Annotated in this window: 23 protein-coding genes and 1 pseudogene; 22 read left to right on the top strand and 2 right to left on the bottom strand. The window is 39.8% G+C overall.

The features are described from left to right. The first annotated feature begins 3 nt into the window (after positions 1–3). Together HMPREF3057_RS08865 and HMPREF3057_RS08860 are read left to right on the top strand one after the other, a co-directional pair. Positions 4–573: a hypothetical protein gene (locus HMPREF3057_RS08865; protein WP_070697279.1), complete on the top strand. Its 570-nt coding sequence runs from the start codon at positions 4–6 to the stop codon at positions 571–573. Positions 574–785: 212 nt separating this feature from the next. Then, positions 786–2,183, top strand: coding sequence for an APC family permease (locus tag HMPREF3057_RS08860; RefSeq protein WP_070697277.1), 1,398 nt, complete (start codon positions 786–788; stop codon positions 2,181–2,183). Between the two features lie 22 nt (positions 2,184–2,205). Here the strand turns inward: HMPREF3057_RS08860 and HMPREF3057_RS08855 are convergent, their stop codons facing one another. Further along, positions 2,206–3,054, bottom strand: a complete 849-nt coding sequence (locus HMPREF3057_RS08855) for a YitT family protein (protein ID WP_070567545.1) — start codon at positions 3,052–3,054, stop codon at positions 2,206–2,208. Positions 3,055–3,195: 141 nt separating this feature from the next. Between HMPREF3057_RS08855 and HMPREF3057_RS08850 the strand changes: the two genes are divergently transcribed. Both HMPREF3057_RS08850 and HMPREF3057_RS08845 read left to right on the top strand, forming a co-directional pair. Then, positions 3,196–4,032, top strand: a complete 837-nt coding sequence (locus tag HMPREF3057_RS08850) for a DegV family protein (protein ID WP_070697275.1) — start codon at positions 3,196–3,198, stop codon at positions 4,030–4,032. Positions 4,033–4,139: 107 nt separating this feature from the next. After that, positions 4,140–4,415, top strand: coding sequence for an HU family DNA-binding protein (locus tag HMPREF3057_RS08845; protein ID WP_001284636.1), 276 nt, complete (start codon positions 4,140–4,142; stop codon positions 4,413–4,415). A gap of 124 nt (positions 4,416–4,539) precedes the next feature. Here the strand turns inward: HMPREF3057_RS08845 and HMPREF3057_RS08840 are convergent, their stop codons facing one another. Beyond that, positions 4,540–5,526: an L-lactate dehydrogenase gene (locus HMPREF3057_RS08840; protein WP_000204719.1), complete on the bottom strand. Its 987-nt coding sequence runs from the start codon at positions 5,524–5,526 to the stop codon at positions 4,540–4,542. Positions 5,527–5,718: 192 nt separating this feature from the next. Here HMPREF3057_RS08840 and gyrA point away from each other — a divergent pair. The 18 genes and pseudogenes from gyrA (at position 5,719) to HMPREF3057_RS08750 (ending at position 26,730) form a co-directional block, all read left to right on the top strand. Continuing rightward, a pseudogene (gene gyrA / locus HMPREF3057_RS08835) lies at positions 5,719–8,186 on the top strand (DNA gyrase subunit A). After that, positions 8,186–8,941, top strand: coding sequence for a class A sortase (locus HMPREF3057_RS08830; protein ID WP_070697273.1), 756 nt, complete (start codon positions 8,186–8,188; stop codon positions 8,939–8,941). The pseudogene gyrA and the gene HMPREF3057_RS08830 overlap by 1 nt, the downstream one beginning before the upstream one ends. Positions 8,942–9,138: 197 nt before the next feature. After that, a complete protein-coding gene (locus HMPREF3057_RS08825) occupies positions 9,139–9,936 on the top strand; it encodes a formate/nitrite transporter family protein (RefSeq protein ID WP_000254779.1) in 798 nt (265 codons plus the stop codon). Positions 9,937–10,086: 150 nt separating this feature from the next. Continuing rightward, on the top strand, positions 10,087–11,367 hold the full coding sequence (locus tag HMPREF3057_RS08820; RefSeq protein WP_000196304.1) for an O-acetylhomoserine aminocarboxypropyltransferase/cysteine synthase family protein: 1,281 nt from the start codon (positions 10,087–10,089) through the stop codon (positions 11,365–11,367). Between the two features lie 515 nt (positions 11,368–11,882). After that, positions 11,883–12,788 carry a HamA C-terminal domain-containing protein gene (locus tag HMPREF3057_RS08815; RefSeq protein WP_000017579.1) on the top strand — a complete coding sequence of 302 codons (906 nt, stop codon included), beginning with the start codon at positions 11,883–11,885 and terminating at the stop codon, positions 12,786–12,788. After that, positions 12,785–14,917: a DEAD/DEAH box helicase gene (locus HMPREF3057_RS08810; RefSeq protein ID WP_070697271.1), complete on the top strand. Its 2,133-nt coding sequence runs from the start codon at positions 12,785–12,787 to the stop codon at positions 14,915–14,917. Before HMPREF3057_RS08815 ends, HMPREF3057_RS08810 begins: the two co-directional genes overlap by 4 nt. Before the next feature lie 66 nt (positions 14,918–14,983). Beyond that, entirely contained in the window at positions 14,984–16,258 is a 1,275-nt protein-coding gene (locus HMPREF3057_RS08805; RefSeq protein WP_001002599.1) for a DUF2130 domain-containing protein, read from the top strand. A gap of 11 nt (positions 16,259–16,269) precedes the next feature. After that, entirely contained in the window at positions 16,270–17,148 is an 879-nt protein-coding gene (gene truB, locus HMPREF3057_RS08800; RefSeq protein WP_001013282.1) for a tRNA pseudouridine(55) synthase TruB, read from the top strand. Positions 17,149–17,259: 111 nt separating this feature from the next. After that, entirely contained in the window at positions 17,260–17,898 is a 639-nt protein-coding gene (gene udk, locus HMPREF3057_RS08795) for a uridine kinase (protein WP_001181372.1), read from the top strand. 128 nt (positions 17,899–18,026) lie between these two features. Then, positions 18,027–19,367 carry an exodeoxyribonuclease VII large subunit gene (gene xseA / locus HMPREF3057_RS08790; RefSeq protein WP_000417445.1) on the top strand — a complete coding sequence of 447 codons (1,341 nt, stop codon included), beginning with the start codon at positions 18,027–18,029 and terminating at the stop codon, positions 19,365–19,367. Next, positions 19,345–19,557, top strand: a complete 213-nt coding sequence (locus tag HMPREF3057_RS08785; RefSeq protein ID WP_000043226.1) for an exodeoxyribonuclease VII small subunit — start codon at positions 19,345–19,347, stop codon at positions 19,555–19,557. Before xseA ends, HMPREF3057_RS08785 begins: the two co-directional genes overlap by 23 nt. Continuing rightward, positions 19,554–20,429, top strand: a complete 876-nt coding sequence (locus HMPREF3057_RS08780; RefSeq protein ID WP_070697268.1) for a polyprenyl synthetase family protein — start codon at positions 19,554–19,556, stop codon at positions 20,427–20,429. The genes HMPREF3057_RS08785 and HMPREF3057_RS08780 overlap by 4 nt, the downstream gene beginning before the upstream one ends. Beyond that, positions 20,422–21,237 (top strand): TlyA family RNA methyltransferase, encoded by an 816-nt coding sequence (locus HMPREF3057_RS08775; RefSeq protein WP_070697266.1) that lies wholly within the window; start codon positions 20,422–20,424, stop codon positions 21,235–21,237. Before HMPREF3057_RS08780 ends, HMPREF3057_RS08775 begins: the two co-directional genes overlap by 8 nt. After that, positions 21,230–21,661, top strand: coding sequence for an arginine repressor (locus HMPREF3057_RS08770; protein WP_070697264.1), 432 nt, complete (start codon positions 21,230–21,232; stop codon positions 21,659–21,661). Before HMPREF3057_RS08775 ends, HMPREF3057_RS08770 begins: the two co-directional genes overlap by 8 nt. Positions 21,662–21,667: 6 nt before the next feature. Beyond that, positions 21,668–23,335, top strand: coding sequence for a DNA repair protein RecN (gene recN / locus HMPREF3057_RS08765; RefSeq protein WP_070697261.1), 1,668 nt, complete (start codon positions 21,668–21,670; stop codon positions 23,333–23,335). Further along, complete coding sequence (locus HMPREF3057_RS08760; protein WP_070697259.1) at positions 23,336–24,064, top strand: metallophosphoesterase family protein; 729 nt, start codon at positions 23,336–23,338, stop codon at positions 24,062–24,064. A 78-nt stretch (positions 24,065–24,142) separates the two neighbouring features. Beyond that, the gene (lepA, locus tag HMPREF3057_RS08755; protein ID WP_049478162.1) at positions 24,143–25,966 is read left to right on the top strand and encodes a translation elongation factor 4; all 1,824 of its coding nucleotides are present in this window, start codon (positions 24,143–24,145) and stop codon (positions 25,964–25,966) included. A 140-nt stretch (positions 25,967–26,106) separates the two neighbouring features. Then, a complete protein-coding gene (locus HMPREF3057_RS08750; protein WP_000734770.1) occupies positions 26,107–26,730 on the top strand; it encodes a hypothetical protein in 624 nt (207 codons plus the stop codon). Positions 26,731–26,771: the final 41 nt, after the last annotated feature.

The following is a 26,771-nucleotide window of genomic DNA, read 5'->3' as shown; positions in this document are numbered from 1 at the left end:
CAAATGGGATTCTTAAAAAAATTATTTGGTAATGTTGAAAAAGCGAATAAAGGTGAAATTCCTGTCGAGGAAATTGTTCCACCTTTTACAATTGATTTAGCAGAAGAAGCAGATGATTATTGGAGACAAATGGAACAAAACCTCTTGATAAACGCTGTAAAAGCTGCTGGTGGTCCTGAGACAGTAGAACGTGCTTTTGTTCTTGCTAATTTCAAGGAAAATCAAGAAACCTTTGAGCTCTTTTATCAGGTAAATGGTCAACTTCTTTCATGGAGAGAGATGGATGCGACTGTTGTTGATAAAATCAGCAATCAACTCCTTCCGCAAGCGACAGAAGTAGCGCGTGCAGTAAATGAAAATTATGAAGAGGCAAATGTACCAGTAATCCAGTACGCTATGCTTCAGTTTGAAACTGCAACCATGGCTTGGTTTGGTCGGAAGCTGACAACAGCTTCTCCAGAAGCACAACTGACTTTTGAAGAATTGGTATCTGGTTGGCGCGCTATTTTGGAACAAGAAGTTCCAAATCGTCCTTTAGATAGTGACCGTCCCTTCCCTTACTTTGAAGTTTAAAAAATCCCAAATCCCCAAAAACTTTCAATGGAGTATACTGTTGAGCTTAATCGCTTGATGAGTAACTAATTGAAAGAATTACTGGGTAAAAATGCAAATTCTGAACAGGAATCCTTTCTGTTCAGAATTTTTTTAAAAAAGAACCTAATAAATATTCACAAAACTGCTTTTATATGGTAAAATAAAACAATTACATTTAGTGGAGATGAAGAATGAATATTTTTAGAACCAAGGATATTAGTCTGAGACAGACAGAGATGCATCGCCATTTGAAATTGTGGGATTTGATTCTTTTAGGAATTGGTGCTATGGTGGGGACGGGGATTTTCACCATTACAGGAACAGCAGCAGCCACCCTAGCTGGTCCATCACTAGTGATTTCCATTGTGATTTCTGCCCTGTGTGTTTCTCTATCTGCCCTCTTTTTCGCAGAATTTGCCTCTCGTGTGCCTGCAACTGGTGGTGCTTATAGTTACCTCTATGCGATTCTAGGAGAATTGCCAGCCTGGATTGCCGGTTGGTTGACCATCATGGAATTCATGACGGCTATATCGGGTGTGGCGTCTGGCTGGGCAGCTTACTTTAAGGGCTTACTCAGTAATTATGGGATCTCCATGCCCCAAGCCTTAAATGGCACTTTTAACCCTGAACAAGGTACCTATATTGACCTTTTACCTATTTTGGTGCTTGCTTTGGTAACAGGAGTAGTCTTATTGAATTCAAAGGCAGCCTTGCGCTTTAATTCGCTTTTAGTAGTCTTGAAATTCTCTGCTCTCGCCCTGTTTATCCTAGTTGGTATTTGGTACATCAAACCTGAAAATTGGTCGAATTTTGCTCCTTTTGGCTTTGGCCAGATTTATGGAGGAAGCACTGGGATTATGGCAGGTGCATCTTTGATGTTCTTTGGATTTCTCGGATTTGAGTCTATTTCCATGGCAGTTGATGAAATCCAAAGCCCGCAAAAAAATATTCCTCGCGGAATTGTCCTTTCTCTGACAATCGTCACCATTCTCTATGCTTTGGTAACCTTAGTATTGACAGGGATTGTTCACTACAGTAAGCTCAATGTGGACGATGCAGTAGCATTTTCATTACGGAGTATTGGTATCGGCTGGGCGGCAAATTATGTTTCACTTGTAGCCATTCTAACCCTGATAACCGTATGTATCTCCATGACTTATGCTTTGTCTCGGATGATTTATAGCTTAGCACGTGATGGACTTTTACCTCAAAGTTTCAAACAATTAAGCAAGACTAGTCGAGTTCCTAAAAATGCGACCCTCTTAACAGGAGTTGCTTCAGCCATTGCTGCAGGAGTCTTTCCTCTAGCCAGTATTGCAGCCTTCTTAAATATTTGTACGCTAGCTTATCTCATTTTGCTAGCCTATGGAATAATAAAACTCAGAAAGGATAAGGGTATGCCAAAAGAGGGAGAGTTTAAAACACCCTTGGTGCCACTTTTGCCAATTCTTTCCATTCTTATCTGTGTTTCCTTTATGCTTCAATATAGTCTAGATACCTGGATCGCCTTTGGCATTGCTCTTCTAGTTGGTCTAGTCATTTACTTTACTTATGGGTTCCGCCATTCAACCCTCGCAGAAGAAGAATAAAAGCTGGGAATTCCCAGCTTTTTTAATCTTTCACATAAGTAAATCCTTCACCCAGAATTTCATGAGCCTCAGTGATAGTGATAAAGGCTTGAGGGTCGATTTTGTGAATCATATCTTTCATTTTAACGATTTCGTTCCGACCTACGATACAGTAGATGATTTTTAAATCCTTTTTGCTGTAGTAGCCTTGACCAGATATAAAGGTAACGCCACGTCCGAGTTCATCGTTAATCTCTTTGGCCAATTGATCAGGATATTGGGTAATAATCATAAATCCTTTACCAGCATAACCCCCTTCACCGATCAAGTCAATAACACGAGCGATGATAAAGTCAAATAAGAGGGTATAGGTAACTAGACGAAGGTCCTGGAAGATAATCAAAATCAACATTAGGATAAAAAAGTCAATCCCAAAGAGCAATTTACCAATCGAAATATTGGTGTATTTGTTGAGGATACGGGCAACGATATCAGAGCCACCAGTGGTTCCACCAGCATTAAAGATAATTCCTAAACCAACCCCTAGTAAGACTCCTGAGACTAAAGCGACAATGATGAGATCTCCTTGCAAGTCGATATGCAAAGGAATGCGCTCAAAGATTGCTAGCCAAATGGAAAGTGAAATAGATCCTAGAAGGCTGGAGTAGAGGGTCTTAGGTCCAAATATCTTCCAAGCCAGGATAAATAAAGGGATATTAATCAAGAGGTTCATCAATGAGACAGGAATCTTAAAAAGATAGTAGGTAATCAAGGTAATACCTGTCGCCCCTCCCTCAAATAAATGATAAGGAACAACAAAGTAAGTAAGACCGAAGGCATAGATAGCAGCTCCAAAAATAATAGTGATAATCGGTTGAAGTTTTCGAATCATGGCTGTTCCTCACTTTTCTATAGATAGATTATACCAAAAATTCAGTTCTTTTCATCGGATCACTTATGATTTTTTATCATTTTTTTGATATAATAAAGGAGAAAATCCCAATCCTATCGAGAAGAATAGAAAGATTGAATTATGACACAAGTAAAAATTGTAACGGACTCTTCTGTTACTATCGAACCAGAAGTAGTTAAAGAATTAAATATCACTGTTGTCCCTCTATCAGTTATGATTGATAGTGTGCTTTATTCGGATGCAGATTTGAAAGAGGGAGAATTCCTTCATCTTATGCAACAAAGTAAGAATCTGCCTAAAACAAGCCAGCCACCTGTAGGAGTGTTTGCTGAGGTCTTTGAAGAACTAGGTAAAGATGGCAGTCAAATTATCGCCATTCACATGTCCCATGCCTTGTCTGGAACTGTAGAAGCTGCTCGCCAAGGGGCAAGCCTCTCAACTGCTGATGTAACGGTTATTGATAGTTCTTTTACAGATCAAGCAATGAAGTTCCAAGTTGTTGAAGCCGCAAAACTTGCTAAAGAAGGTAAAGATTTAGAAACGATCTTAGCTCATGTAGAGGACGTCAAAAATCATACAGAACTCTATATCGGTGTTTCGACGCTAGAAAACTTAGTTAAGGGTGGTCGTATTGGACGTGTGACAGGATTACTAAGCTCACTCTTGAATATTCGTGTAGTAATGCAGATGAAAAACCACGAACTCCAACCAATCGTCAAAGGACGTGGAGCGAAAACTTTCAAAAAGTGGCTTGAGGAATTAACCGAGACTCTTTCCAAAAAATCAGTTGCTGAGATTGGAATTTCCTACGCTGGAACGAACGAATGGGCGAATGAGATGAAGGCATTATTACAACCTTATGTTGAGAAGCCAATATCTGTATTGGAAACTGGCTCTATTATTCAAACTCATACTGGAGAGAATGCTTGGGCGATTCTAATTCGCTACAATTCCTAAAAAAATAGAGAAAAAATGGTCAAAATAGTGTTTTTGACTTGACCTATAGTCGATTTTAGGATATGATTATATTTGTTAATTAGAAATTATTTGGAGGATTTGTTAACATGGCAAACAAACAAGATTTGATCGCTAAAGTAGCAGAAGCTACAGAATTGACTAAGAAAGATTCAGCAGCAGCAGTTGACGCTGTATTTGCAGCAGTAACTGAATACCTTGCAGCTGGAGAAAAAGTTCAATTGATCGGTTTCGGTAACTTTGAAGTTCGTGAGCGTGCTGCACGTAAAGGTCGCAACCCACAAACTGGTAAAGAAATCAAAATCGCAGCTTCTAAAGTTCCAGCATTCAAAGCTGGTAAAGCTCTTAAAGACGCTGTTAAATAATGAATTTAAAAAAGCCTATTGTATCAAGCTTCATTGCTTGGTCGATAGGCTTTTTTTGTTGTTTTGGGGTATTTTTGGGGCAAAAAAAAGAAAAAGGTTCTCACGTATGAGAACCTTCTTTTCATTAGTTTTTAGAAGCTGCTTGGAATTCAGGGTTTTTCCATGCTTCATCAATGATAGCTTGCAATTCTTTAGCTGATGCTTGCATTTTTTGAGTTTCAGCATCATTCAATGGGATGTTTACTGGACGAACGATACCGTGCGCACCAACAACAGCTGGTTGACCGATAAAGACGTTTTTAACACCGTATTGACCTTCTTGGAAGACTGAAAGTGGAAGTACTGCATTTTCGTCATCAAGGATTGCTTTTGTGATACGAGCAAGTGCTACAGCTATACCGTAGTATGTAGCTCCTTTTTTGTTGATGATTGTGTAGGCAGCGTCACGAACTCCTTCGAACAATTCAATCAATTCAGATTCTTGAACGTTTTGAGTGTCTTTAAGGAATTCTTCAAGGTTTACACCAGCGATGTTAGCGTGTGACCAAACCGCAAATTCAGAATCTCCGTGTTCACCCATGATGTAGGCGTGAACTGAACGAGCATCAACATCCAATTTTTCAGCAAGTGCTTGACGGAAACGTGCTGAGTCAAGTGAAGTACCTGAACCGATAACACGTTCTTTAGGGAATCCAGAGAATTTCCAAGTTGAGTAAGTCAAAACGTCAACTGGGTTAGCTGCAACAAGGAAGATACCATCAAAACCTGATTCAACAACTTGTGTTACGATTGATTTGTTGATAGCCAAGTTTTTACCTACAAGGTCAAGACGAGTTTCACCTGGTTTTTGAGGAGCACCTGCAGTGATAACAACAAGGTCAGCGTCTGCACAGTCAGCGTATTGTGCAGCGTAGATTTTTTTAGGTGAAGTGAAGGCAAGGGCGTGGCTAAGATCAAGCGCATCACCTACAGCTTTTTCGTGTAATTGAGGAATTTCGATAATTCCAAGCTCTTGTGCAATTCCTTGGTTAACAAGTGCGAAAGCGTAAGATGAACCTACGGCACCGTCACCAACAAGGATCACTTTTTTGTGTTGTTTAGTTGAAGTCATTATCTAAACATCTCCTTCATTTTTTTAGGGGAATCCCCAGACACTTTCATTCTATCACTTTTAAAAAGCTTTGTCACGAATATTCTATTCGGTTATCGATGTAAACGTTTTAGCGATTTCCAAAGGCTGAAATGAAGGACAAATTATGGTATAATATATCTAATTACTAATAGTGAAATGAGGCATTTATGAATGCAGGATAGAAATTTAGTGAATGTCAATCTGACAAAGGAGATGAAGACCAGCTTTATCGACTACGCCATGAGCGTTATCGTCGCGCGGGCCCTTCCTGATGTTCGAGATGGCTTAAAACCTGTTCACCGTCGTATTCTTTACGGAATGAATGAACTAGGTGTTACACCAGACAAACCTCATAAAAAATCAGCCCGTATTACAGGGGATGTTATGGGTAAATACCACCCGCACGGAGATTCCTCTATTTACGAAGCCATGGTTCGTATGGCCCAGTGGTGGAGCTACCGTTACATGCTTGTTGATGGGCATGGAAACTTTGGTTCTATGGACGGGGATGGTGCTGCCGCGCAACGGTACACTGAGGCACGTATGAGCAAGATTGCTCTTGAAATGCTTCGTGATATCAATAAAAACACAGTTGATTTCGTAGATAACTACGATGCTAACGAACGTGAACCCTTGGTTTTGCCAGCTCGTTTTCCAAACCTTTTGGTCAATGGGGCAACTGGTATCGCTGTTGGGATGGCAACCAATATTCCACCTCACAACTTGGGTGAAACCATTGATGCAGTGAAGTTGGTTATGGACAATCCTGAAGTGACGACTAAGGACTTGATGGAAGTCTTGCCTGGTCCAGATTTTCCAACTGGTGCTCTTGTCATGGGGAAATCAGGGATCCACAAAGCTTATGAGACCGGTAAAGGTTCTATTGTCCTTCGTTCTCGTACAGAGATTGAAACCACTAAGACGGGTCGTGAGCGTATTGTTGTAACGGAATTCCCTTATATGGTTAATAAAACCAAGGTACATGAGCATATTGTTCGCTTGGTTCAGGAAAAACGAATTGAGGGAATTACAGCTGTACGTGATGAGTCCAATGGTGAAGGCGTTCGCTTTGTAATCGAGGTTAAACGCGACGCGTCTGCCAACGTTATCCTTAACAACCTCTTCAAGATGACCCAGATGCAAACCAACTTTGGTTTCAACATGTTGGCGATTCAAAATGGTGTGCCAAAAATCTTGTCCCTTCGTCAAATTTTGGATGCTTATATCGAGCACCAAAAAGAAGTGGTCGTTCGTCGTACTCGTTTTGACAAGGAAAGGCAGAGGCGCGTGCGCACATCTTAGAGGGTCTTTTAATTGCACTTGACCATATCGACGAAGTGATTCGTATCATTCGTGCCAGTGAAACAGATGCGGAAGCGCAAGCTGAGTTGATGAGCAAGTTCAAGCTTTCTGAACGTCAAAGTCAAGCTATCCTTGATATGCGTCTTCGTCGTTTGACAGGATTGGAACGTGATAAGATTCAGTCTGAATATGATGAATTGATTGCCTTGATTGCAGATTTGGCTGATATTCTTGCCAAACCTGAGCGTGTGGCGCAAATTATCAAAGAAGAATTGGACGAAGTCAAACGCAAGTTTGGTGACAAGCGTCGTACGGAGTTGATGATCGGAGAAGTCTTAACTCTTGAAGATGAAGATTTGATTGAAGAAACGGATGTTTTGATTACCCTATCTAACAAGGGCTATATCAAACGTCTGGACCAAGGTGAGTTTACTGCTCAAAAACGTGGTGGTCGTGGAGTTCAAGGTACGGGTGTAAAGGATGATGACTTTGTACGTGAGTTGGTTTCGACCAGCACCCATGATCATTTGCTTTTCTTTACTAATAAAGGACGCGTATACCGACTAAAAGGTTATGAAATCCCTGAATACGGTCGTACCGCTAAGGGCTTGCCAGTTGTCAATCTTTTGAAGTTGGACGAAGGTGAGAGCATTCAGACCATCATCAATGTTGAGTCTGAACGTAGTGATGACGCCTATCTCTTCTTTACAACTCGTTACGGTATTGTGAAGAGAACCAGTGTTAAAGAGTTCGCTAATATTCGTCAAAATGGACTTAAAGCCTTGAATCTCAAGGATGAGGATGAATTAATCAATGTCTTGCTGACAGAAGAAGATACCGATATCATCATTGGTACCAAGTTTGGTTATTCTGTTCGCTTTAATCAGTCAGCTGTTCGTGGCATGAGCCGTATCGCGACAGGTGTCCGAGGAGTTAACCTTCGTGAAGGAGATACTGTAGTTGGTGCTAGTGTCATCACTGATCAGGATGAGGTCCTTATCATCACTGAAAAAGGTTATGGTAAACGTACACTTGCTACTGAATACCCTACTAAAGGCCGTGGCGGTAAAGGGATGAAGACAGCCAATGTTGCTGAGAAGAATGGTCCTCTGGCAGGTCTCCTCACTGTTAAGGGGGATGAAGACCTGATGATTATCACGGATACAGGGGTCATGATTCGAACAAACGTTGCCAATATTTCACAAACAGGACGCTCAACTATGGGAGTTAAGGTGATGCGTCTAGACCAAGATGCCAAGATTGTGACCTTTACAACGGTTGCTGCGGCAGAAAAAGAAGAAGTTGGGACTGAAATTGAAACAGAAGGTGCAGAATAATGTCTCATAAAAAAACGAAAAATAAAAAGAGTAAGAAAAATAAGCGCAGAAATCTATTTATCAATATTTTAGCGGGTTTCTTAATTCTTCTTTCCCTAGCCTTGATTTTTAATTCAAAGATTCGCGATATCTTTTTGATCTGGAATACCAATAAATACCAAGTCAATCAAGTCACTAAGGAAAATATAGATGAAAATTTAAAATCCGAGGGAAATTTTGATTTTGACTCTGTTAAGTCTATTTCATCTGAAGCTGTATTGGCTTCTCAATGGGATGCCCAAAAGCTTCCAGTTATCGGTGGCATTGCTATTCCTGAAGTAGAAATCAACCTGCCTATTTTCAAAGGTTTGGATAATGTAAACTTGTTCTATGGAGCAGGGACCATGAAACCTGACCAAAAAATGGGAGAAGGGAACTATTCTCTAGCCAGTCACCATATCTTTACTGCTGAAAATGCCAGTCAAATGCTCTTCTCACCTTTGGTCAATGCCAAAGCAGGTATGAAAATTTACCTGACGGATAAGGATAAAGTTTATACTTATGAGATTACAGAAGTTAAACGTGTTACACCAGACCGTGTAGATGAAATCGAAGATCGTGATGGCGTAAAGGAGATTACTTTGGTTACTTGTGTTGATTATAATGCGACTGAACGTATAATCGTCAAAGGAATCTTTAAAGAATCAAAAGCTTATTCTGAGACTTCTGAGGATATTTTGAAGGCCTTTAATCAACCGTATAGACAACGTTATTAAGAATGAATGAACCAGTGAAGTGCTATTTCACTGGTTTTTTATGTCAACAAATAGGTTCAAAATAGTTCTTGTGAAAAAGGATAAGAAGGCTTAGGATAAAGATTTTTAAATAAATATTTTAGAATTTTACAGAAAACGCTTTCTAGAAAACAAGAATTATGTTATAATTATCACAAATAAAAGTTTAGGAGTTTTTTATGGTCTCTTCAGAATTTATTTCAAAGATTGAATTTGCTTGTAAGAAGAAAGAAAGTCTTTATAGCCAAAGTAAGTTTAAGTATGCGATTCGTTCCATGTTTGCAGGTGCTTTTCTAACATTTAGTACGGCTGCGGGTGCAGTTGGGGCTGACTTGATTAATAAGATCGCACCAGGCAGTGGACGCTTCCTCTTCCCATTCGTTTTTGCTTGGGGATTGGCCTACATTGTTTTCTTGAATGCTGAGCTAGTAACTTCAAATATGATGTTTTTGACAGCTGGTAGTTTCTTGAAAAAAATCTCATGGAGAAAAACAGCTGAGATTTTACTATACTGTACCTTATTCAACCTTATCGGAGCTTTGATAGCAGGTTGGGGCTTTGCCCACTCAGCAGCCTATGCAAATCTAACACATGATAGCTTCATTTCAGGGGGTGTTGAGATGAAGTTAGGTCGTTCCAATGAGCTAGTCTTGCTTGAAGGTATTTTAGCCAATATCTTTGTAAACATTGCCATTCTTTCATTCGTTTTGGTGAAAGACGGTGGCGCCAAACTTTGGCTTGTCTTATCAGCGATTTACATGTTTGTATTCTTAACAAACGAACACATTGCTGCGAACTTTGCTTCTTTTGCGATTGTTAAGTTTAGTGTTGCAGCTGATTCTATCGCAAACTTTGACATTCCGAACATCCTTCGTCACTGGGGTATAACCTTTGTCGGAAACTTTATCGGAGGAGGTCTCTTGATGGGCTTACCATACGCCTTCCTCAATAAAAACGAAGATACTTATGTCGATTAAAGAAATGAGCACGAGTTAATCGTGCTTTTTTGTTTGATGTGTATGACTAGTCATAGTTGTTCCTTATATCAAAATATAGAAAAACTGTATTGGAAAAGGCTAACCCAAGATGATACAATATACCTAATGAAGCTATTTGGAGGTCGTCTTATGACTCGTGATTTTAAATTTGAAACCCTACAATTGCATGCAGGGCAAGTCGTTGATCCAGCGACCAAGTCTCGTGCAGTACCGATTTATCAAACAACATCCTTCGTTTTTGATGACACGCAGGAGGGTGCAGATTTGTTTGCTTTGAGAAAACCAGGCAATATCTATACTCGTATCACAAATCCTACAACAGCAGCCTTTGAGGAAAGAATCGCTGCTCTTGAAGGTGGTGTTGGAGCACTAGCGACAGCATCTGGTATGGCTGCACTTACTTATACAATTCTTGCCCTTGCTCATGCGGGTGACCATGTGGTGGCTGCGTCAACTATTTACGGTGGGACTTTCAATCTCTTGAAAGAAACCCTTCCTCGTTATGGAATCACAACCACCTTTGTCGATGTGGATAATTTGGAGGAAGTAGAAGCAGCTATCGGTGACAATACCAAACTTGTCTTGATTGAAACCTTAGGGAATCCCTTGATTAACATTCCTGACTTGGAAAAATTGGCTGAGATTGCGCATAAACACCAGATTCCTCTCGTTTCTGACAATACTTTTGCCACACCATATTTGATTAACGTTTTCTCTCACGGTGTCGATATTTCAGTCCACTCAGCGACTAAGTTTATCGGTGGACATGGTACGACTATTGGAGGAGTGATTGTCGATAGCGGTCGTTTTGACTGGGCAGCTTCAGGGAAGTTCCCTCAATTTGTTGAGGAAGACCCAAGCTACCATAACTTGAGCTATACTCGTGACGTGGGTGCTGCAGCCTTTATTATCGCTGTTCGTGTTCAATTGCTTCGTGATACAGGTGCTGCCTTGTCACCATTTAATGCCTTTCTCTTGCTCCAAGGGCTTGAAACTCTCTCTCTTCGTGTTGAACGTCATGTGCAAAATGCAGAGAAAATTGTTGATTTCCTTGTCAACCATCCTAAGGTAGAAAAAGTCAACTATCCAAAACTTGCTGACAGTCCATATCATGCCTTGGCTGAGAAATATTTGCCAAAAGGTGTTGGTTCAATCTTTACCTTCCATGTCAAAGGTGGAGAGACAGAAGCACGCAAGGTCATTGATAATTTGGAAATCTTCTCTGACCTTGCAAACGTTGCAGATGCCAAATCTCTTGTTGTCCATCCTGCGACAACCACTCACGGTCAGTTGTCAGAAAAAGATCTAGAAGCAGCAGGTGTCACACCAAACCAAATCCGCTTGTCTATCGGTCTTGAAAATGTAGAGGATTTGATTGAAGATTTGCGTTTAGCCTTGGAAAAAGTATAAAGTAAGACAGATAAATAATTCGTAACTAATTATTAAATAAACTATATAAGGCTAGTACTATCTAGTCTTATATAGTTTATTTTGCTATAATAGTTTAAAATATGATTAGTATTATTGTTATGAGATTGTTAGAGAATATTAAGTAAACTTTAAGACGAACATAGAATCATTAAGAAAGGCAAGGAAACTACTTGTCTCTAAAAATTAACTTTCTTTTTCAACTCAAGAAGGTTTAGGGGATGGACGTTTGATTCAGGAATAGTAATAATAATCAAATGGAGCTAATCAGAATTAAATTATAGATGTAGAAGAAATTAGTCCTGAATTTGACTTATAAGATTCAGTTAAATCAATTAGTTTCAAATAAAATGAAAAATTTTTAAGAACTTAGAATGGTTGGAAAGTTTCCCGTTTTATCACTTAATGGTGTTGTGTTAAGAGTGATTATGTGAAATTGTTAAAAAGTAAAGTTTGATTTTGAAAAAAATAATTATAAATAAAAGGAGAAATTCTAAATGAGCCATTGCCATTCTGAACATAAAGAAATTAGTAATAATGTTCATACATTTTATATCGGATTTGATTTAGATGATTTTGGCAAGATTTCACAAGTAAAAAAGAAGTTTTATGACGAATTGTTTGACGACATTGCTTCTTTTGCTTTCGGATCACATAATGTAATGAAGAGAATCAAAGAACCTCAGGATATTTCTAAAGTTCAGAGGGAAGCATTGAGAAAAATGTATAATATACCAGAATTACAAGAAGCTAGTAGGTACTATCTTGAATCAGATTTAGTAGAGGATAAGTATCTTAAGCGTGGTGAGTTTGGAGAATTGCTTTTATATCATCTGCTACATGAATATTTTAATGCTGATGCTTTAATTTCAAAAATCTATTTCAAGGATAGCATGGGGCTACCAGCGCATGGTTTTGATGCAGTTCACGTAGATTCTGATAATCAAATCTTGTGGATTGGAGAATCTAAATTATATTCTGAATCTAGTTCTGCTATTGATGCTTTGATGAAAGATTTAGAAGAACATTTTAGAATATCATTTTTTGATTCTGAGTTTGTTATTATAGAAAATCGTGTTCATGATAGCGACATAGAACTTGATGATTTTATGAAAAAATTAATTAATCCCCAAACAAAAGTTTTAGATAAACTTGCTAATATCAATATTGCATTATTTGCTGGATTTGATAGCAAGTCATTGCAAGAGTTTGAAGATGAAGAGTCATTTAAGAAAAAATTAGAATCAGAGATTAATATTTTAGAAAAAAAAGCGTTAAAAAAAATAGAAGAGCATCCGTGGAATGAGCATTTAAATATTTTTTTATTTTTATTTCCCATTGACAACAAAAAAGAATTTGTCAAAGATCTACATTTAAAATTAAAAGGGGCGCAGCAAGGATGAAAAATATTAAAGAAATTCTAAAATATTCTGAGTTAAAAAATTATGAAGAAAATTTTGAACTTATTAAATATATTTCTAGTATTATTGATACATCTGATGCTAGAAAAGTAATAATTCATATCTTAGATATTTGGGAAAATGTAAATAATAACGCAAAAGAAATGTGGATTGATTTGATTGGAAGAGCAGGATTTTATCCGTATTATATTGAAAAAGTTTGTCAAGAAGAGCAATTAACTCTGTCACTTCAGGATCAAATAAAAACAGAATTTTTTAAATCTGATTATCTTCCAAATATATATTTTCATCAACAGCAAAAAGAAATAGAAATAGCTTTATCCAATGGAAATAATATAGCTGTAAGCGCGCCAACTAGTTTTGGAAAAAGCTTACTTATCGAAGAGATTGTAGCAAGAAAACAATTCTGTAATATCTTAATTATACAACCAACTCTTGCATTAATTGATGAAACAAGAAAAAAACTATCAAAGTATAAAGGAGATTATAATTTAATAATTAATACTCGTCAAATAGTTCTTGAGAAAAATATTTTTATTTTAACAGCTGAACGAGTGTTAGAATTTCCAAATCTTCCCAATATAGATTTTTTTGTCATTGATGAATTTTATAAAATTTGTAATCGTCTAAATGATAGTAGAATTGATTCTTTGAATGTTGCGTTATTAAGAGTTATGAAACATAATACCCAAGCAATGTTCTTAACTCCTACTGTAGATTCTTTATCGGAGGCTTTCCGAGAAAGGTATAAAGTTGCTTTTTTTAAAACAGATTATGCTTTAGTAAATACTAATGTCATCGAGGTTAGGAATAGAAATAATAATTTATTATCTGGTAACTCTAAAAAAAATAAATTATTTAAAATGCTATATAAACAAGAAGAATCAAGTATTGTATATGTAAAATCTCCGAATGAAGCCTATAAACTTGCCAAAGAATATGTAGACTATTTACGCAAGAATAAGATTGAGACTGAAAATAAAAAATTAGATATATTTGAATGGATTGATAATAATATATCTCCTAATTGGCAATTAAAAGAAATGTTAGAACATGGTGTAGGGGCACACAACGGAGCACTCCCAAGGCATGTAGTAACTTCAGAAATTGATTTATTTAATAAAAAGAAAATTAAAGTACTTTTTGCAACGGTTTCATTGATTGAAGGCGTGAACACAGTTGCGAAAAATATGTTTGTATATAGTCAACATAAAGGTGATAATAAAATTGACTTTTTTGATTTTGCAAATATACGTGGTCGGGCTGGTAGAATGAATGAACATTTCACTGGAAATGTTTATGTGTTTATTGATGAAATTGCAGATGAACATCTCACTATTGATGTACCTAGTGTTGATCAGAATCCTGTGTCAGATGAAATTTTAATTAATATTTCAAGTAACGAAGTGAAAGATATTGAACGAAAACAGAGATTAGAAGATGGTTTAGATAATGAAATCTTAGAAATTATTAAGAATAATCTTATTTCAGTAGAAGGTCAGAAGTCTTTGTATCGCTTTATAGAAAAAGAGCAAAAAACTGGTGGAATAGATTATTTAAGGTGGGATGGTATACCTAGTTATGATAAATTATGGCAAACTCTTTACTTAGGATATAAATTTTTGAAATCAAATGATAGAATCGGTTTTGTACAAAGTAGAGCTGTAATGTCGCTTAAATTTGTCAATCTATCATTAAGAAAAGTTATTGAAGAACAGTATAAATACTATTTGTCTGAAAAAAGAAAAGATCCTTTAAATAGTGCCATTGATTTTGTTTTGAAATTTCAAAAAACAGAAGCTGGGTACGAAATACCTAAAATTTTATCTGTGATTGATTCTATACAAAGACATGTATTCAATAAATTAGGTTTGCCTGCTGGGGACTATTCTGTATTTGCCTCTTTATTAGAGAATGAACAGATTGATGAAAGATTACAATTTTTAATTGATTATGGTGTACCAAGCTCAGCTGTAAAAAAAATTAGAAATATACCTGATAATCTTATTGAAGATTCTCATATAATACAATATCTAAGAAGAAATTTATCTCTTATAATTAGGAATTTGATTCCTTATGAAGCAAATTTATTAGAAGAAGCAATACGGTAGATATGAAAAAGACCCTAAAGAAGTAGATTAGGTATATTTTATTTTGAATAACACGAGGTACCCCCTATGAACGAAATCAAATGCCCCAACTGTGGGGAAGTCTTTACAGTAAATGAGAGTCAGTATGCCGAACTCTTGTCTCAAGTGAGAACGGCAGAATTTGATAAGGAACTGCACGATCGCATGAAGCAGGAGCTAGCCTTGGCTGAGCAAAAGGCTATGAATGAGCAACAGATTAAACTAGCTCAAAAAGACCAAGAAATCGCGCAACTGCAGAGTCAAATCCAAAACTTTGATACAGAGCAAGAGTTGGCTAAGAAAGAGGTTGAACAGACAAGTCATCAGGCCTTATTAGCAAAGGACAAGGAAGTGCAGGCCTTGGAAAACCAATTGGCGACCTTGCGTTTAGAGCATGAAAACCAACTGCAAAAGACTCTCTCTGATTTAGAAAGAGAGCGTGATCAGGTCAAAAACCAGCTCCTCTTGCAGGAAAAGGAAAATGAGTTATCTTTGGCTTCTGTTAAGCAAAATTACGAAGCTCAGCTCAAGGCAGCTAGTGAACAGGTCGAGTTCTATAAGAATTTCAAAGCCCAACAATCCACAAAAGCTATCGGGGAAAGTTTGGAACAGTATGCAGAGAGTGAGTTTAACAAGGTTCGTAGTTTTGCCTTTCCAAATGCCTACTTTGAGAAGGATAACAAGGTCTCTGCGCGTGGATCTAAGGGAGACTTTATCTTCCGTGAATGTGATGAAAATGGAGTGGAAATTATTTCCATCATGTTTGAGATGAAAAACGAAGCGGATGGGACAGAGAAAAGGCACAAGAATGCGGACTTCTACAAGGAATTGGACAAGGACCGTCGGGAGAAAAACTGCGAATATGCGGTTCTGGTGACCATGCTAGAAGCAGATAACGACTACTTTAATACAGGGATTGTTGATGTCAGTCATGAGTATGAAAAGATGTATGTGATTCGTCCCCAGTTCTTTATCCAGTTGATTGGTCTCTTGCGAAATGCTGCGCTTAATTCTTTGAAATATAAGCAAGAGTTGGCACTTGTCCGTGAACAAAACATTGATATCACTCACTTTGAGGAAGATTTGGATGCCTTTAAACTAGCCTTTGCCAAGAACTACAATTCAGCTTCAACTAACTTTGGTAAAGCCATCGACGAAATTGATAAGGCTATCAAACGCATGGAAGAGGTTAAGAAATTCCTAACCACATCCGAAAACCAACTCCGCCTCGCCAATAACAAATTGGAAGATGTTTCAGTAAAAAAATTGACCCGAAAAAACCCAACTATGAAAGCCAAGTTTGATGCGCTGAAGGGAGAGTGAGAAAGCAACAGATGAACGGTATTATTAACTTAAAAAAAGAAGCGGGGATGACTTCGCATGACGCGGTTTTTAAACTGCGTAAGATTTTGGGAACAAAGAAAATCGGTCATGGTGGGACCCTGGATCCGGATGTAGTGGGTGTTTTGCCTATTGCGGTGGGCAAGGCGACCCGCATGGTCGAGTTTATGCAGGATGAGGGCAAGGTCTATGAGGGGGAAATCACTCTCGGCTATTCAACGACGACCGAGGATGCTAGTGGGGAAGTAGTCGCAGAAACTCCTGTTTTGTCGCCCTTGGATGAAACCACTGTCGATGAAGCGATTGCGAGTCTGACTGGGCCTATTACTCAGATTCCACCTATGTACTCGGCTGTCAAGGTCAATGGTCGCAAGCTCTATGAGTATGCGCGTGCAGGTCAGGAAGTGGAGCGTCCAGAACGTCAGGTGACCATTTATCAATTTGAGCGGACGAGTCCGATTTCTTATGAGGGCGAACTTGCACGATTCACTTTTCGTGTGAAATGTAGTAAGGGGACTTATATCCGTATCTTGTCTGTTGACTTGGGAGAGAAGCTGGGTTATGCGGCCCATATGTCTCACCTAACACGTACCAGTGCTGCAGGTTTGCAGTTAGATGAGGCTCTTACCTTGGAAGAAATTGCCGAAAGAGTTGAGGCTGGTCAACTTGACTTTCTCCACCCTCTTGAGATTGGTACAGGGGACCTTGTCAAAGTTTTCCTAAGTCCAGAAGAGGCTACAGAAGTGCGCTTTGGTCGTTTTATCGAGCTAGACCAAACGGACAAAGAATTGGCTGCTTTTGAAGGTGATAAATTGCTTGCCATTTTAGAAAAAAGGGACAATTTCTACAAACCAAGAAAGGTTTTTGGCTAGTCTAACTGGAGTGTGGGGATGGATTTGTTTCCCCTAGACTATCCAAACCAGACTATAAATTTTGAAAAAAATATGATAGAATAGACGACGGATAAAAAAACGGAGGATAGCATGCAAAATAGACCAATCATTATCGGAGTGACAGGTGGTTCTGGTGGAGGAAAAACCAGTGTTTCAAGAGCCATTTTATCGCATTTTCCTGATGAAAAGATTTCCATGATTGAGCATGATTCATACTACAAGGATCAGTCTCACTTGACCTTTGAAGAGCGTGTCAAAACCAACTACGACCATCCTTTTGCTTTTGATACAGACTTAATGATTGAGCAAATTAAGGAATTGTTGGCAGGGCGCCCGGTGGACATCCCGACTTATGACTATACAGCGCATACACGGAGTAGCAAGACCTATCGTCAGGAGCCTCAAGATGTCTTTATCGTTGAGGGAATTTTGGTCTTGGAGGACAAGCGTCTGCGCGATTTGATGGATATCAAGATTTTTGTGGATACAGATGATGACGTGCGTATTATTCGCCGGATCAAGCGTGATATGGAGGAGCGTGGACGTAGCCTTGACAGTGTCATTGAGCAGTACTTAGGTGTAGTTAAACCTATGTACCACCAGTTTATCGAGCCGACTAAGCGTTATGCCGATATCGTCATTCCTGAGGGAGTCAGCAATACCGTTGCTATCGACCTTTTGACGACCAAGATTGCAAAGATTTTGGAAGAAGCGCGAAACAGTAAATAATCAGATGAGGAGGCCTAGCCTCCTTTTTCTATTTTTCCTTTAGTTTCAGTAGGAAAAAGGTGATTTTTAAGCATGTTTTTGGTATAATAATACCCATGGAAAAGCAAGAAAATGAATAGTAGGTGGAGATGGAAAAGTATTTATCGGTAACAACTTTGACCAAGTATCTGAAAATGAAATTCGATAAAGACCCTTACTTGGAACGGGTCTATTTAACTGGTCAAGTTTCCAACTTTCGTAAACGACCTACTCACCAATATTTCTCCCTAAAAGACGACCATGCAGTCATTCAAGCGACCATCTGGTCAGGGATTTATCAAAAATTGGGTTTCGACCTCGAAGAGGGAATGAAAATCAATGTGATTGGGCGTGTGCAAATCTATGAACCCAGCGGGAGCTACTCTATCATCATTGAAAAAGCTGAGCCTGATGGGGTTGGGGCGCTCGCGATTCAGTTTGAACAACTCAAGAAAAAATTGACGGAAGAAGGTCTATTTCAAGAGAGATTCAAGCAACCTCTTCCCCAATTTGCTAAGCGAATCGGTGTGGTAACCAGTCGCAGTGGAGCTGTTATTCGAGATATTATCACGACCGTCAGCAGACGTTTTCCAGGTGTTGATATCCTTCTCTATCCGACCAAGGTACAAGGTGATGGAGCTGCGGAGGAAATTGCTCGAAATATTGCGCGTGCCAATCAACGTGAGGACCTAGATGTTCTCATCATTGGTCGTGGTGGGGGTTCCATCGAGGATCTCTGGGCTTTTAACGAAGAGATCGTGGTACGGGCTATTTTTGAATCTCGTTTGCCAGTTATTTCTAGTGTTGGGCATGAGACGGATGTGACCTTGGCAGACTTTGTGGCCGATCGTCGTGCTGCGACGCCAACAGCTGCAGCTGAACTGGCAACACCTGTAACCAAGTTGGATCTTTTGACTCATTTGCAAAATCAAGAAAAACGGATGTCAACAGCAGTCCGAAATGTCCTATCTAAGAAACAAGAAGCTCTGAAAAAATGCAGTCAGTCTGTGATTTTTAGACAGCCAGAGCGCTTGTATGATGGTTATTTGCAACGGTTAGATCAACTACAACTACGCTTAAAACAAAGTTTGCGAACACAGATTTCTGATAATAAACAGCTAGTTCAAGCAAGGACGCATCAACTAGTCCAATTATCACCTGTTACCAAAATCCAACGCTATCAAGATCGCTTAAGCCAGTTGGACAAGCTCCTACGTAGCCAAATGGCGCTGGTTTATGATGCCAAGGTTGCTGAAGTGAAGCGACTTTCAGAAGCTCTGCTGATGTTGGATACCAGTCGAATCGTGGCGCGTGGTTATGCTATTGTCAAAAAGGAAGAGTCCGTAGTAGACTCGGTTGAGAGTTTGAAGAAAAAAGACCAAGTGACGCTTTTGATGCGAGATGGTCAAGTAGAATTAGAGGTTAAAGATGTCAAAACAAAAGAAATTTGAGGAAAATCTAGCAGAACTGGAGACCATTGTCCAAAGTTTAGAAAATGGTGAAATCGCTTTGGAAGATGCGATTGCCGCCTTTCAAAAGGGAATGGTCTTGTCAAAAGAGCTCCAAGCGACGCTGGACAAGGCTGAAAAGACCTTGGTTAAGGTCATGCAAGAAGACGGAACAGAAAGTGATTTTGAATGAAGAAGCAAGAAAAATTAGCTCTTGTCGAGTCTGCCTTGGAAGATTTTTATGGAGACCAGCAGTTTGCCTCTAGTTTGCGAGAGTCCGTTCTCTATTCCATTCATGCTGGGGGCAAGCGTATTCGGCCTTTTCTCTTGTTGGAGGTTCTGGAAGCCTTGCAAGTCGCTATTAAACCAGCACACGCGCAGGTAGCTGCGGCCTTGGAAATGATTCATACAGGAAGCTTGATTCATGATGATCTTCCTGCCATGGATGATGACGATTATCGTCGAGGGCGTTTAACCAATCATAAGAAATTTGGCGAAGCGATGGCAATATTGGCAGGAGACGCTTTGTTCCTAGATCCCTATGCCTTGATCGCGCAGGCAGATTTGCCAAGTCAGATCAAGGTGGACCTGATTGCCAACCTATCCCTTGCTTCAGGAAGTCTAGGCATGGTAGCAGGTCAGGTTTTAGATATGGAAGGCGAACACCAGCACTTGTCCTTGAAAGAACTTCAGACCATTCATGCCAATAAGACTGGAAAATTGCTAGCCTATCCCTTCCAAGCAGCAGCTATCATAGCAGAATTAACGCCTGAAATCCAAGCAAAACTAAAAACTGTGGGTGAATTGATTGGGCTGGCCTTTCAAGTTCGAGATGATGTGTTAGATATGACCGCTAGTTTTGAGGAAATCGGCAAGACTCCGCAAAAGGATTTACAGGCAGAAAAGTCGACCTATCCAGCCTTGTTGGGCTTGGAGGAGGCTATATCCTTTTGTAACCAAACTTTGGATCAAGCCGAGGCTAAATTAGAAGAAATTGCCCAGCAAGTCAGCTTTGAAACAGCGCCGATTGTGAAAGTAGTAGAAAGTTTGAGAATCAATGACTAAGGAAAGAGTGGATGTACTAGCTTATAAACAGGGCTTGTTTGAAACACGAGAACAGGCTAAACGCGGTGTCATGGCTGGTCTAGTTGTAGCAGTCCTCAATGGGGAGCGTTTTGACAAGCCAGGAGAGAAAATCCCAGATGACACTGAGCTAAAACTCAAAGGTGAAAAACTCAAGTATGTTAGCCGTGGTGGTTTGAAATTAGAAAAAGCCTTGCAGGTCTTTGGGTTGTCAGTTGATGGAGCGACCACGATTGATATCGGTGCTTCCACTGGAGGATTTACTGACGTCATGTTGCAAAATGGTGCTGAGTTGGTCTTTGCAGTCGATGTTGGCACCAATCAGTTGGCTTGGAAATTACGCCAAGACTCGCGGGTTGTCAGCATGGAGCAGTTTAATTTTCGTTATGCTGAAAAGACTGATTTTGAGCAGGAACCAAGCTTTGCCAGTATTGATGTGAGTTTCATTTCCCTCAGTCTGATTTTGCCTGCTTTGCATCGTGTCTTGGCTGATCAAGGTCAGGTGGTGGCACTTGTCAAACCCCAGTTTGAAGCAGGTCGTGAGCAGATTGGGAAAAATGGAATCATTCGAGATGCTAAGGTTCATCAAACTGTCCTTGAATCTGTCACTGCTATGGCAGTTGAGCAAGGTTTTTCAGTGCTTGGTTTGGACTTTTCTCCCATCCAAGGTGGACATGGAAACATCGAATTTCTGGCATATTTGAAAAAGGAAGAGGGAGCAAGTAATCAAGTTGCCCCTGAAATAGAAAAAGTTGTAGAGAGAGCACATAGAGAATTTAAAGATGAATAAAAAAGAGAGACTTGAAAAAATTAGAAGATTTGTTACGGATTATCAAATCGGGACTCAGGAAGAAATCGTTGAGCATTTGAAGGAAGCAGGTATTTCTGCTACCCAAGCCACTGTCTCAAGGGACATCAAGGAGCTTGGGATTGTTAAAATTCCTTTGAAGAACAACACCTATATCTATGAGTTGCCAAAATCAATCGTCAAAAGCTTGCAGTTAGCTGAGGACAATATTGTGAGTTCTGAGTTAATGGGAAATATGATCAACCTTGCTGTCATTCCTGGAAATACTATTTTTGTGAAGAGTCAGTTGGTCGAAGCATTTCCTGAACAGATTTTTAGCTGTCTAGCTGATGATGATTCTATCTTAATTGTAGCTAGAACAGCAGAGGCAGCTGAAGAAATTGTTGAACAAGTCAAAAAATGGTAGGTCAGTATGTTACTTGAAATTTCGATAAAAAACTTTGCCATTATTGAGGCGATTTCGCTCAATTTTGAAAAGGGTATGACTGTTTTGACCGGGGAAACGGGTGCTGGAAAGTCTATCATTATCGACGCTATGAATCTCATGTTGGGGGCTCGTGCAACGACAGACGTTATTCGCCACAGTGCGCCAAAGGCAGAGATTGAGGGGCTTTTCTCGGTTGAAAATAGTCGCCTTTTACAGGAACTTTTTGAAGAGCAAGGTTTAGAATTGGGTGATGAGATTATCATCCGCCGGGAAATTTTGCAAAATGGTCGTAGTGTTAGTCGCGTGAATGGTCAGATGGTCAATCTTTCTGTCTTGCGTGCCATTGGGCAACACCTTGTGGATATCCATGGTCAGCATGACCAAGAGGAGTTAATGCGTCCTCAACTGCACATCCAGATGTTGGATGAGTTTGGTGATACAGCTTTCTTGGACTTGAAGGAGACCTATCAGACGAGCTTTGATGCCTATCGCAAAATGCGCAAGCAGGTTTTGGAAGTCAAGAAAAACCAGCAGGAACATAAGGCTCGTATTGAGATGTTGGAATTTCAAATGGCAGAGATTGAGGCAGCGAACTTACAGGCTGGTGAAGACTTAGCTCTCAACCAAGAACGAGATAAACTCCTCAATCATAAAAATATTGCGGATACGCTAACCAATGCCTACAGTATGCTGGACAATGAGGAATTCTCCAGTCTTGCTAATGTCCGTTCAGCCATGAATGACATGGAAAGTGTTGAAGAATACGACCCTGAATACCGTGAAATTTCAAGTTCTCTGTCTGAGACCTACTATGTTTTAGAAGATATTACAAAGCGTTTGGAAGATATTATTGAGGACTTGGATTTTGATGGCAATCGTCTCATGCAGGTTGAAAATCGCTTAGACCTTATAAATACTATTACCCGCAAGTATGGTGGAACTGTGGACGATGTCCTGCTTTATTTTGCCAAGATTACGGATGAGTACAATCTCTTGACTGGAAATAATCTTTCTTCCGAAGATATGGAAGCAGAACTCAAGAAATTGGAAGTTAATCTTGTTGATTTGGCAGGTCAGCTTGCATCTGCTCGCCATGATTTGGCCCAGCAGCTTGAAGCCGAGATTAAGCAAGAATTGCAAGATCTCTATATGGAGAAGGCTCAATTTCAGGTTCGCTTTAGTAAGAGTAAGTTCAGCCGTGAAGGAAATGAAGCAGTCGAATTTTACATTTCCACCAACCCAGGTGAGGACTTTAAGCCCTTGGTCAAAGTTGCATCTGGTGGGGAATTGTCTCGTCTCATGCTAGCTATTAAGTCTGCCTTTTCTCGTAAGGAAGGTAAGACTAGTATTGTCTTTGATGAGGTGGATACAGGAGTCTCAGGTCGTGTTGCCCAAGCTATTGCGCAGAAGATTCACAAGATTGGCCAACATGGTCAGGTTTTAGCTATTTCTCACCTACCGCAAGTAATTGCGATTGCAGATTACCAATTCTTTATTGAAAAGATTAGTGACGAACATTCAACAGTATCGACAGTTCGTCTCTTGACTTTAGAAGAACGAGTAGAGGAAGTTGCTAAGATGTTAGCAGGAGAGAATGTAACAGAAGCAGCCCTTACCCAAGCGAGAGAATTATTGCAAACGAGGGAGAAATAAATGACGGACTATTATGTAATTGGAGATGTTCACGGGAAAGCAGGTATGCTAGAAGATCTGCTCAAGACCTGGGATGGTCAAACTCAGTTGCTCTTTCTAGGAGATTTGATTGACCGTGGTGAAGACAGTCGCCGTGTTCTAGAAATGGTCAAAGACTTGGTCGACAATCAAGGAGCTATTTGTTTATCAGGTAATCATGAGTATATGTTTCTGACTTGGCTCGATGACCCAGAAGAAAGCTATGACCATTATCGTCGCAATGGTGGAGATACAACTATTAACTCTATTTTAGGTCGTCCCTTGGATGCACCAGTTGATGGCGTAGAAGATGCCAAGCGTGTTGCGACTGAAGCAGCAGATTTGGTCGAATTTATTCGTCAAATGCCATTTGTAGTAGAGACAGACAAGTATATCTTTGTTCATGCGGGTATTGATTTGACCTTGGATGATTGGCATGAAACGACTGATTACAAGAAAGTCTGGCTCAGAAAACCATTCCACGAAGCGGCTAACCATACTGGAAAAACTATTGTCTTTGGGCATACACCGGTTTATGGTTTGCTCAAGCAAGACCGAGGTACAGCTGAGCTTTGGATAACAGAGGATGGCAAGATTGGTATGGATGGAGGAGCTGTATATGGTGGTGTCCTTCATGGAATCATCTTTACTGACCAAGGAATGACAGAACACCACTTTATTGAAAATGATGGCTTTATTGCCGAAGATTAGTACTCCTAGCAGGGTATGGTCTTGTCAAAATGTTAAAAACAATTTATAATTAATAGATACCCTGAAAGGAAGAGCAGCATGAACTTAGAAGAATTAAAGAAACGACAGGAGAAGATTCGAAACTTCTCTATTATCGCCCATATTGACCATGGGAAGTCAACGCTTGCAGACCGTATTTTGGAGGCAACTGAGACGGTTTCTAGTCGTGAAATGCAAGCCCAACTTTTGGATAGTATGGATCTTGAGCGTGAGCGTGGGATTACCATTAAACTCAATGCCATTGAGCTCAATTATACTGCAAAAGATGGCGAGACCTATATTTTCCACTTGATTGATACACCTGGGCACGTGGACTTTACCTATGAAGTGTCACGTTCGCTCGCTGCCTGTGAAGGGGCGATTTTAGTAGTTGACGCTGCACAAGGAATTGAGGCACAAACTCTTGCCAACGTTTATCTAGCATTGGACAATGATTTGGAAATTCTGCCAGTCATTAACAAGATTGACCTACCAGCAGCCGATCCTGAGCGCGTGCGTACGGAGATTGAGGATGTCATTGGACTGGATGCTAGTGAAGCAGTCTTAGCTTCTGCCAAAGCTGGTATTGGTATTGAAGAAATTCTCGAACAAATCGTGGAAAAAGTGCCAGCCCCAACTGGTGATGTGACGGCGCCACTCAAGGCCTTGATTTTCGACTCAGTTTATGATGCTTATCGTGGGGTTATCCTCCAAGTTCGTGTCATGGACGGAGTTGTTAAACCTGGCGATAAGATTCAACTCATGAGCAATGGCAAGACTTTTGATGTGACGGAAGTTGGTATTTTCACACCGAAAGCAGTAGGGCGTGATTTCCTAGCGACTGGTGACGTTGGTTATATTGCGGCTTCCATCAAGACAGTTCAAGACACGCGTGTCGGAGATACAGTGACCCTAGCAAGCAATCCTGCAGCTGAACCGCTAGATGGCTATAAGCAGATGAATCCTATGGTCTTTGCAGGTCTTTATCCAATCGAATCAAACAAGTACAATGACCTTCGTGAAGCCCTAGAAAAGTTGCAGCTCAACGATGCCAGTCTGCAATTTGAACCAGAAACATCGCAGGCGCTGGGATTTGGTTTCCGTTGTGGATTCCTTGGCCTTCTCCATATGGATGTTATTCAAGAGCGTTTAGAGCGCGAGTTCAACATTGATCTCATCATGACAGCACCGTCTGTTATCTATAAAGTTAACCAAACTGACGGTGAATCTATGGATGTGTCTAACCCGTCTGAATTCCCAGACCCAACCAAGATTGCGACTATTGAAGAGCCGTATGTTAAGGCGCAAATCATGGTACCACAGGAGTTTGTTGGGGCAGTTATGGAATTAGCTCAACGCAAACGTGGGGACTTTGTGACCATGGACTATATTGATGACAATCGTGTCAATGTTATCTATCAAATTCCACTTGCTGAAATCGTCTTTGACTTCTTTGATAAGCTTAAGTCTTCGACGCGTGGTTATGCAAGCTTTGACTATGAATTGTCAGAGTACCGTCCATCTAAGCTGGTCAAAATGGACATCCTTCTCAATGGAGACAAAGTTGATGCCCTTAGCTTTATCGTTCACAAGGACTTTGCCTACGAACGTGGGAAACTCATCGTGGATAAGCTCAAGAAAATCATCCCTCGTCAACAATTTGAGGTGCCGATTCAAGCAGCTATTGGGCACAAAATCGTGGCTCGTACTGATATCAAGGCCCTTCGTAAGAACGTACTTGCCAAGTGTTACGGTGGTGACGTTTCTCGTAAACGCAAACTCCTTGAAAAACAAAAAGCTGGTAAGAAACGCATGAAAGCTATCGGATCAGTAGAAGTCCCACAAGAAGCCTTCCTTAGCGTCTTGAGCATGGATGAAGAATAGAAATAAAAAAACTCTTGAAGATTTTTCAAGAGTTTTTGCTTTAAATGAGAGTGATAAAATCGGAAGCTAACAGAATCGATTAGGTTAGAATTTGACAGAAGTCCTTATTTTTCTTATAATGCAGATGTAAAGGTGGTAGGATGAAAAAATTATTAATTTTAGGTACTGTAGTTACTGTTAGTGCTTTTTTAGCTTCATGCTCCAATAAATCGCAAACAGCAACCGAAGAAAGTTCGACTGCGGTTGTTAGTTCTTCAAGAAGTCAGGAAACGAATAGCACTAGTTCTGCTGTTTCTGAAGCGAAAAAGGAAGAGACGCAAATCATCGGTTCGAATGAATATGGATTTGTCAAGGTACCCAAATCATGGGTTCGATTCCATGAAGTAGAAGGTGGAAATGATATACAGTATTGTGATGGAACAGATATCAACATTGTTACGCTGAATACCTTTAAGGCTGAGCAGTTCAATATCAGCGAAGAAGAATATGCTAAACTGGATGTTGTGACTGTCTCATCTAGTATTTTAACTTCCAAAGAACAAAGCTCTGATTTCAGTAAGGTTTGGGGCTCCAAATCGACCATTGGAGGCTATGAAGCCTATGTTGTCAATGCAATTGCTAAGTCAGGGAAATACCTCGTTACCTGGGTCTTCCGATCAAATGATGGTAAAATCCGCTATGTTTCACTTGAAGGGGATGGGGAAACTTTAAAAACAATCTTACCGATGGTTGAAAGTAGCTGGTCAACTACTAAATCTGAATAAAAGAAAAAAAGAAGATTCTTGGTCTTCTTTTTATTTTTTTT

This window comes from Streptococcus sp. HMSC072D05, assembly GCF_001815805.1.
GTDB lineage: Bacteria > Bacillota > Bacilli > Lactobacillales > Streptococcaceae > Streptococcus.
The sequence above is the reverse complement of the archived record's forward strand: the minus strand, read 5'-3'. Positions and strand labels throughout refer to the sequence as shown.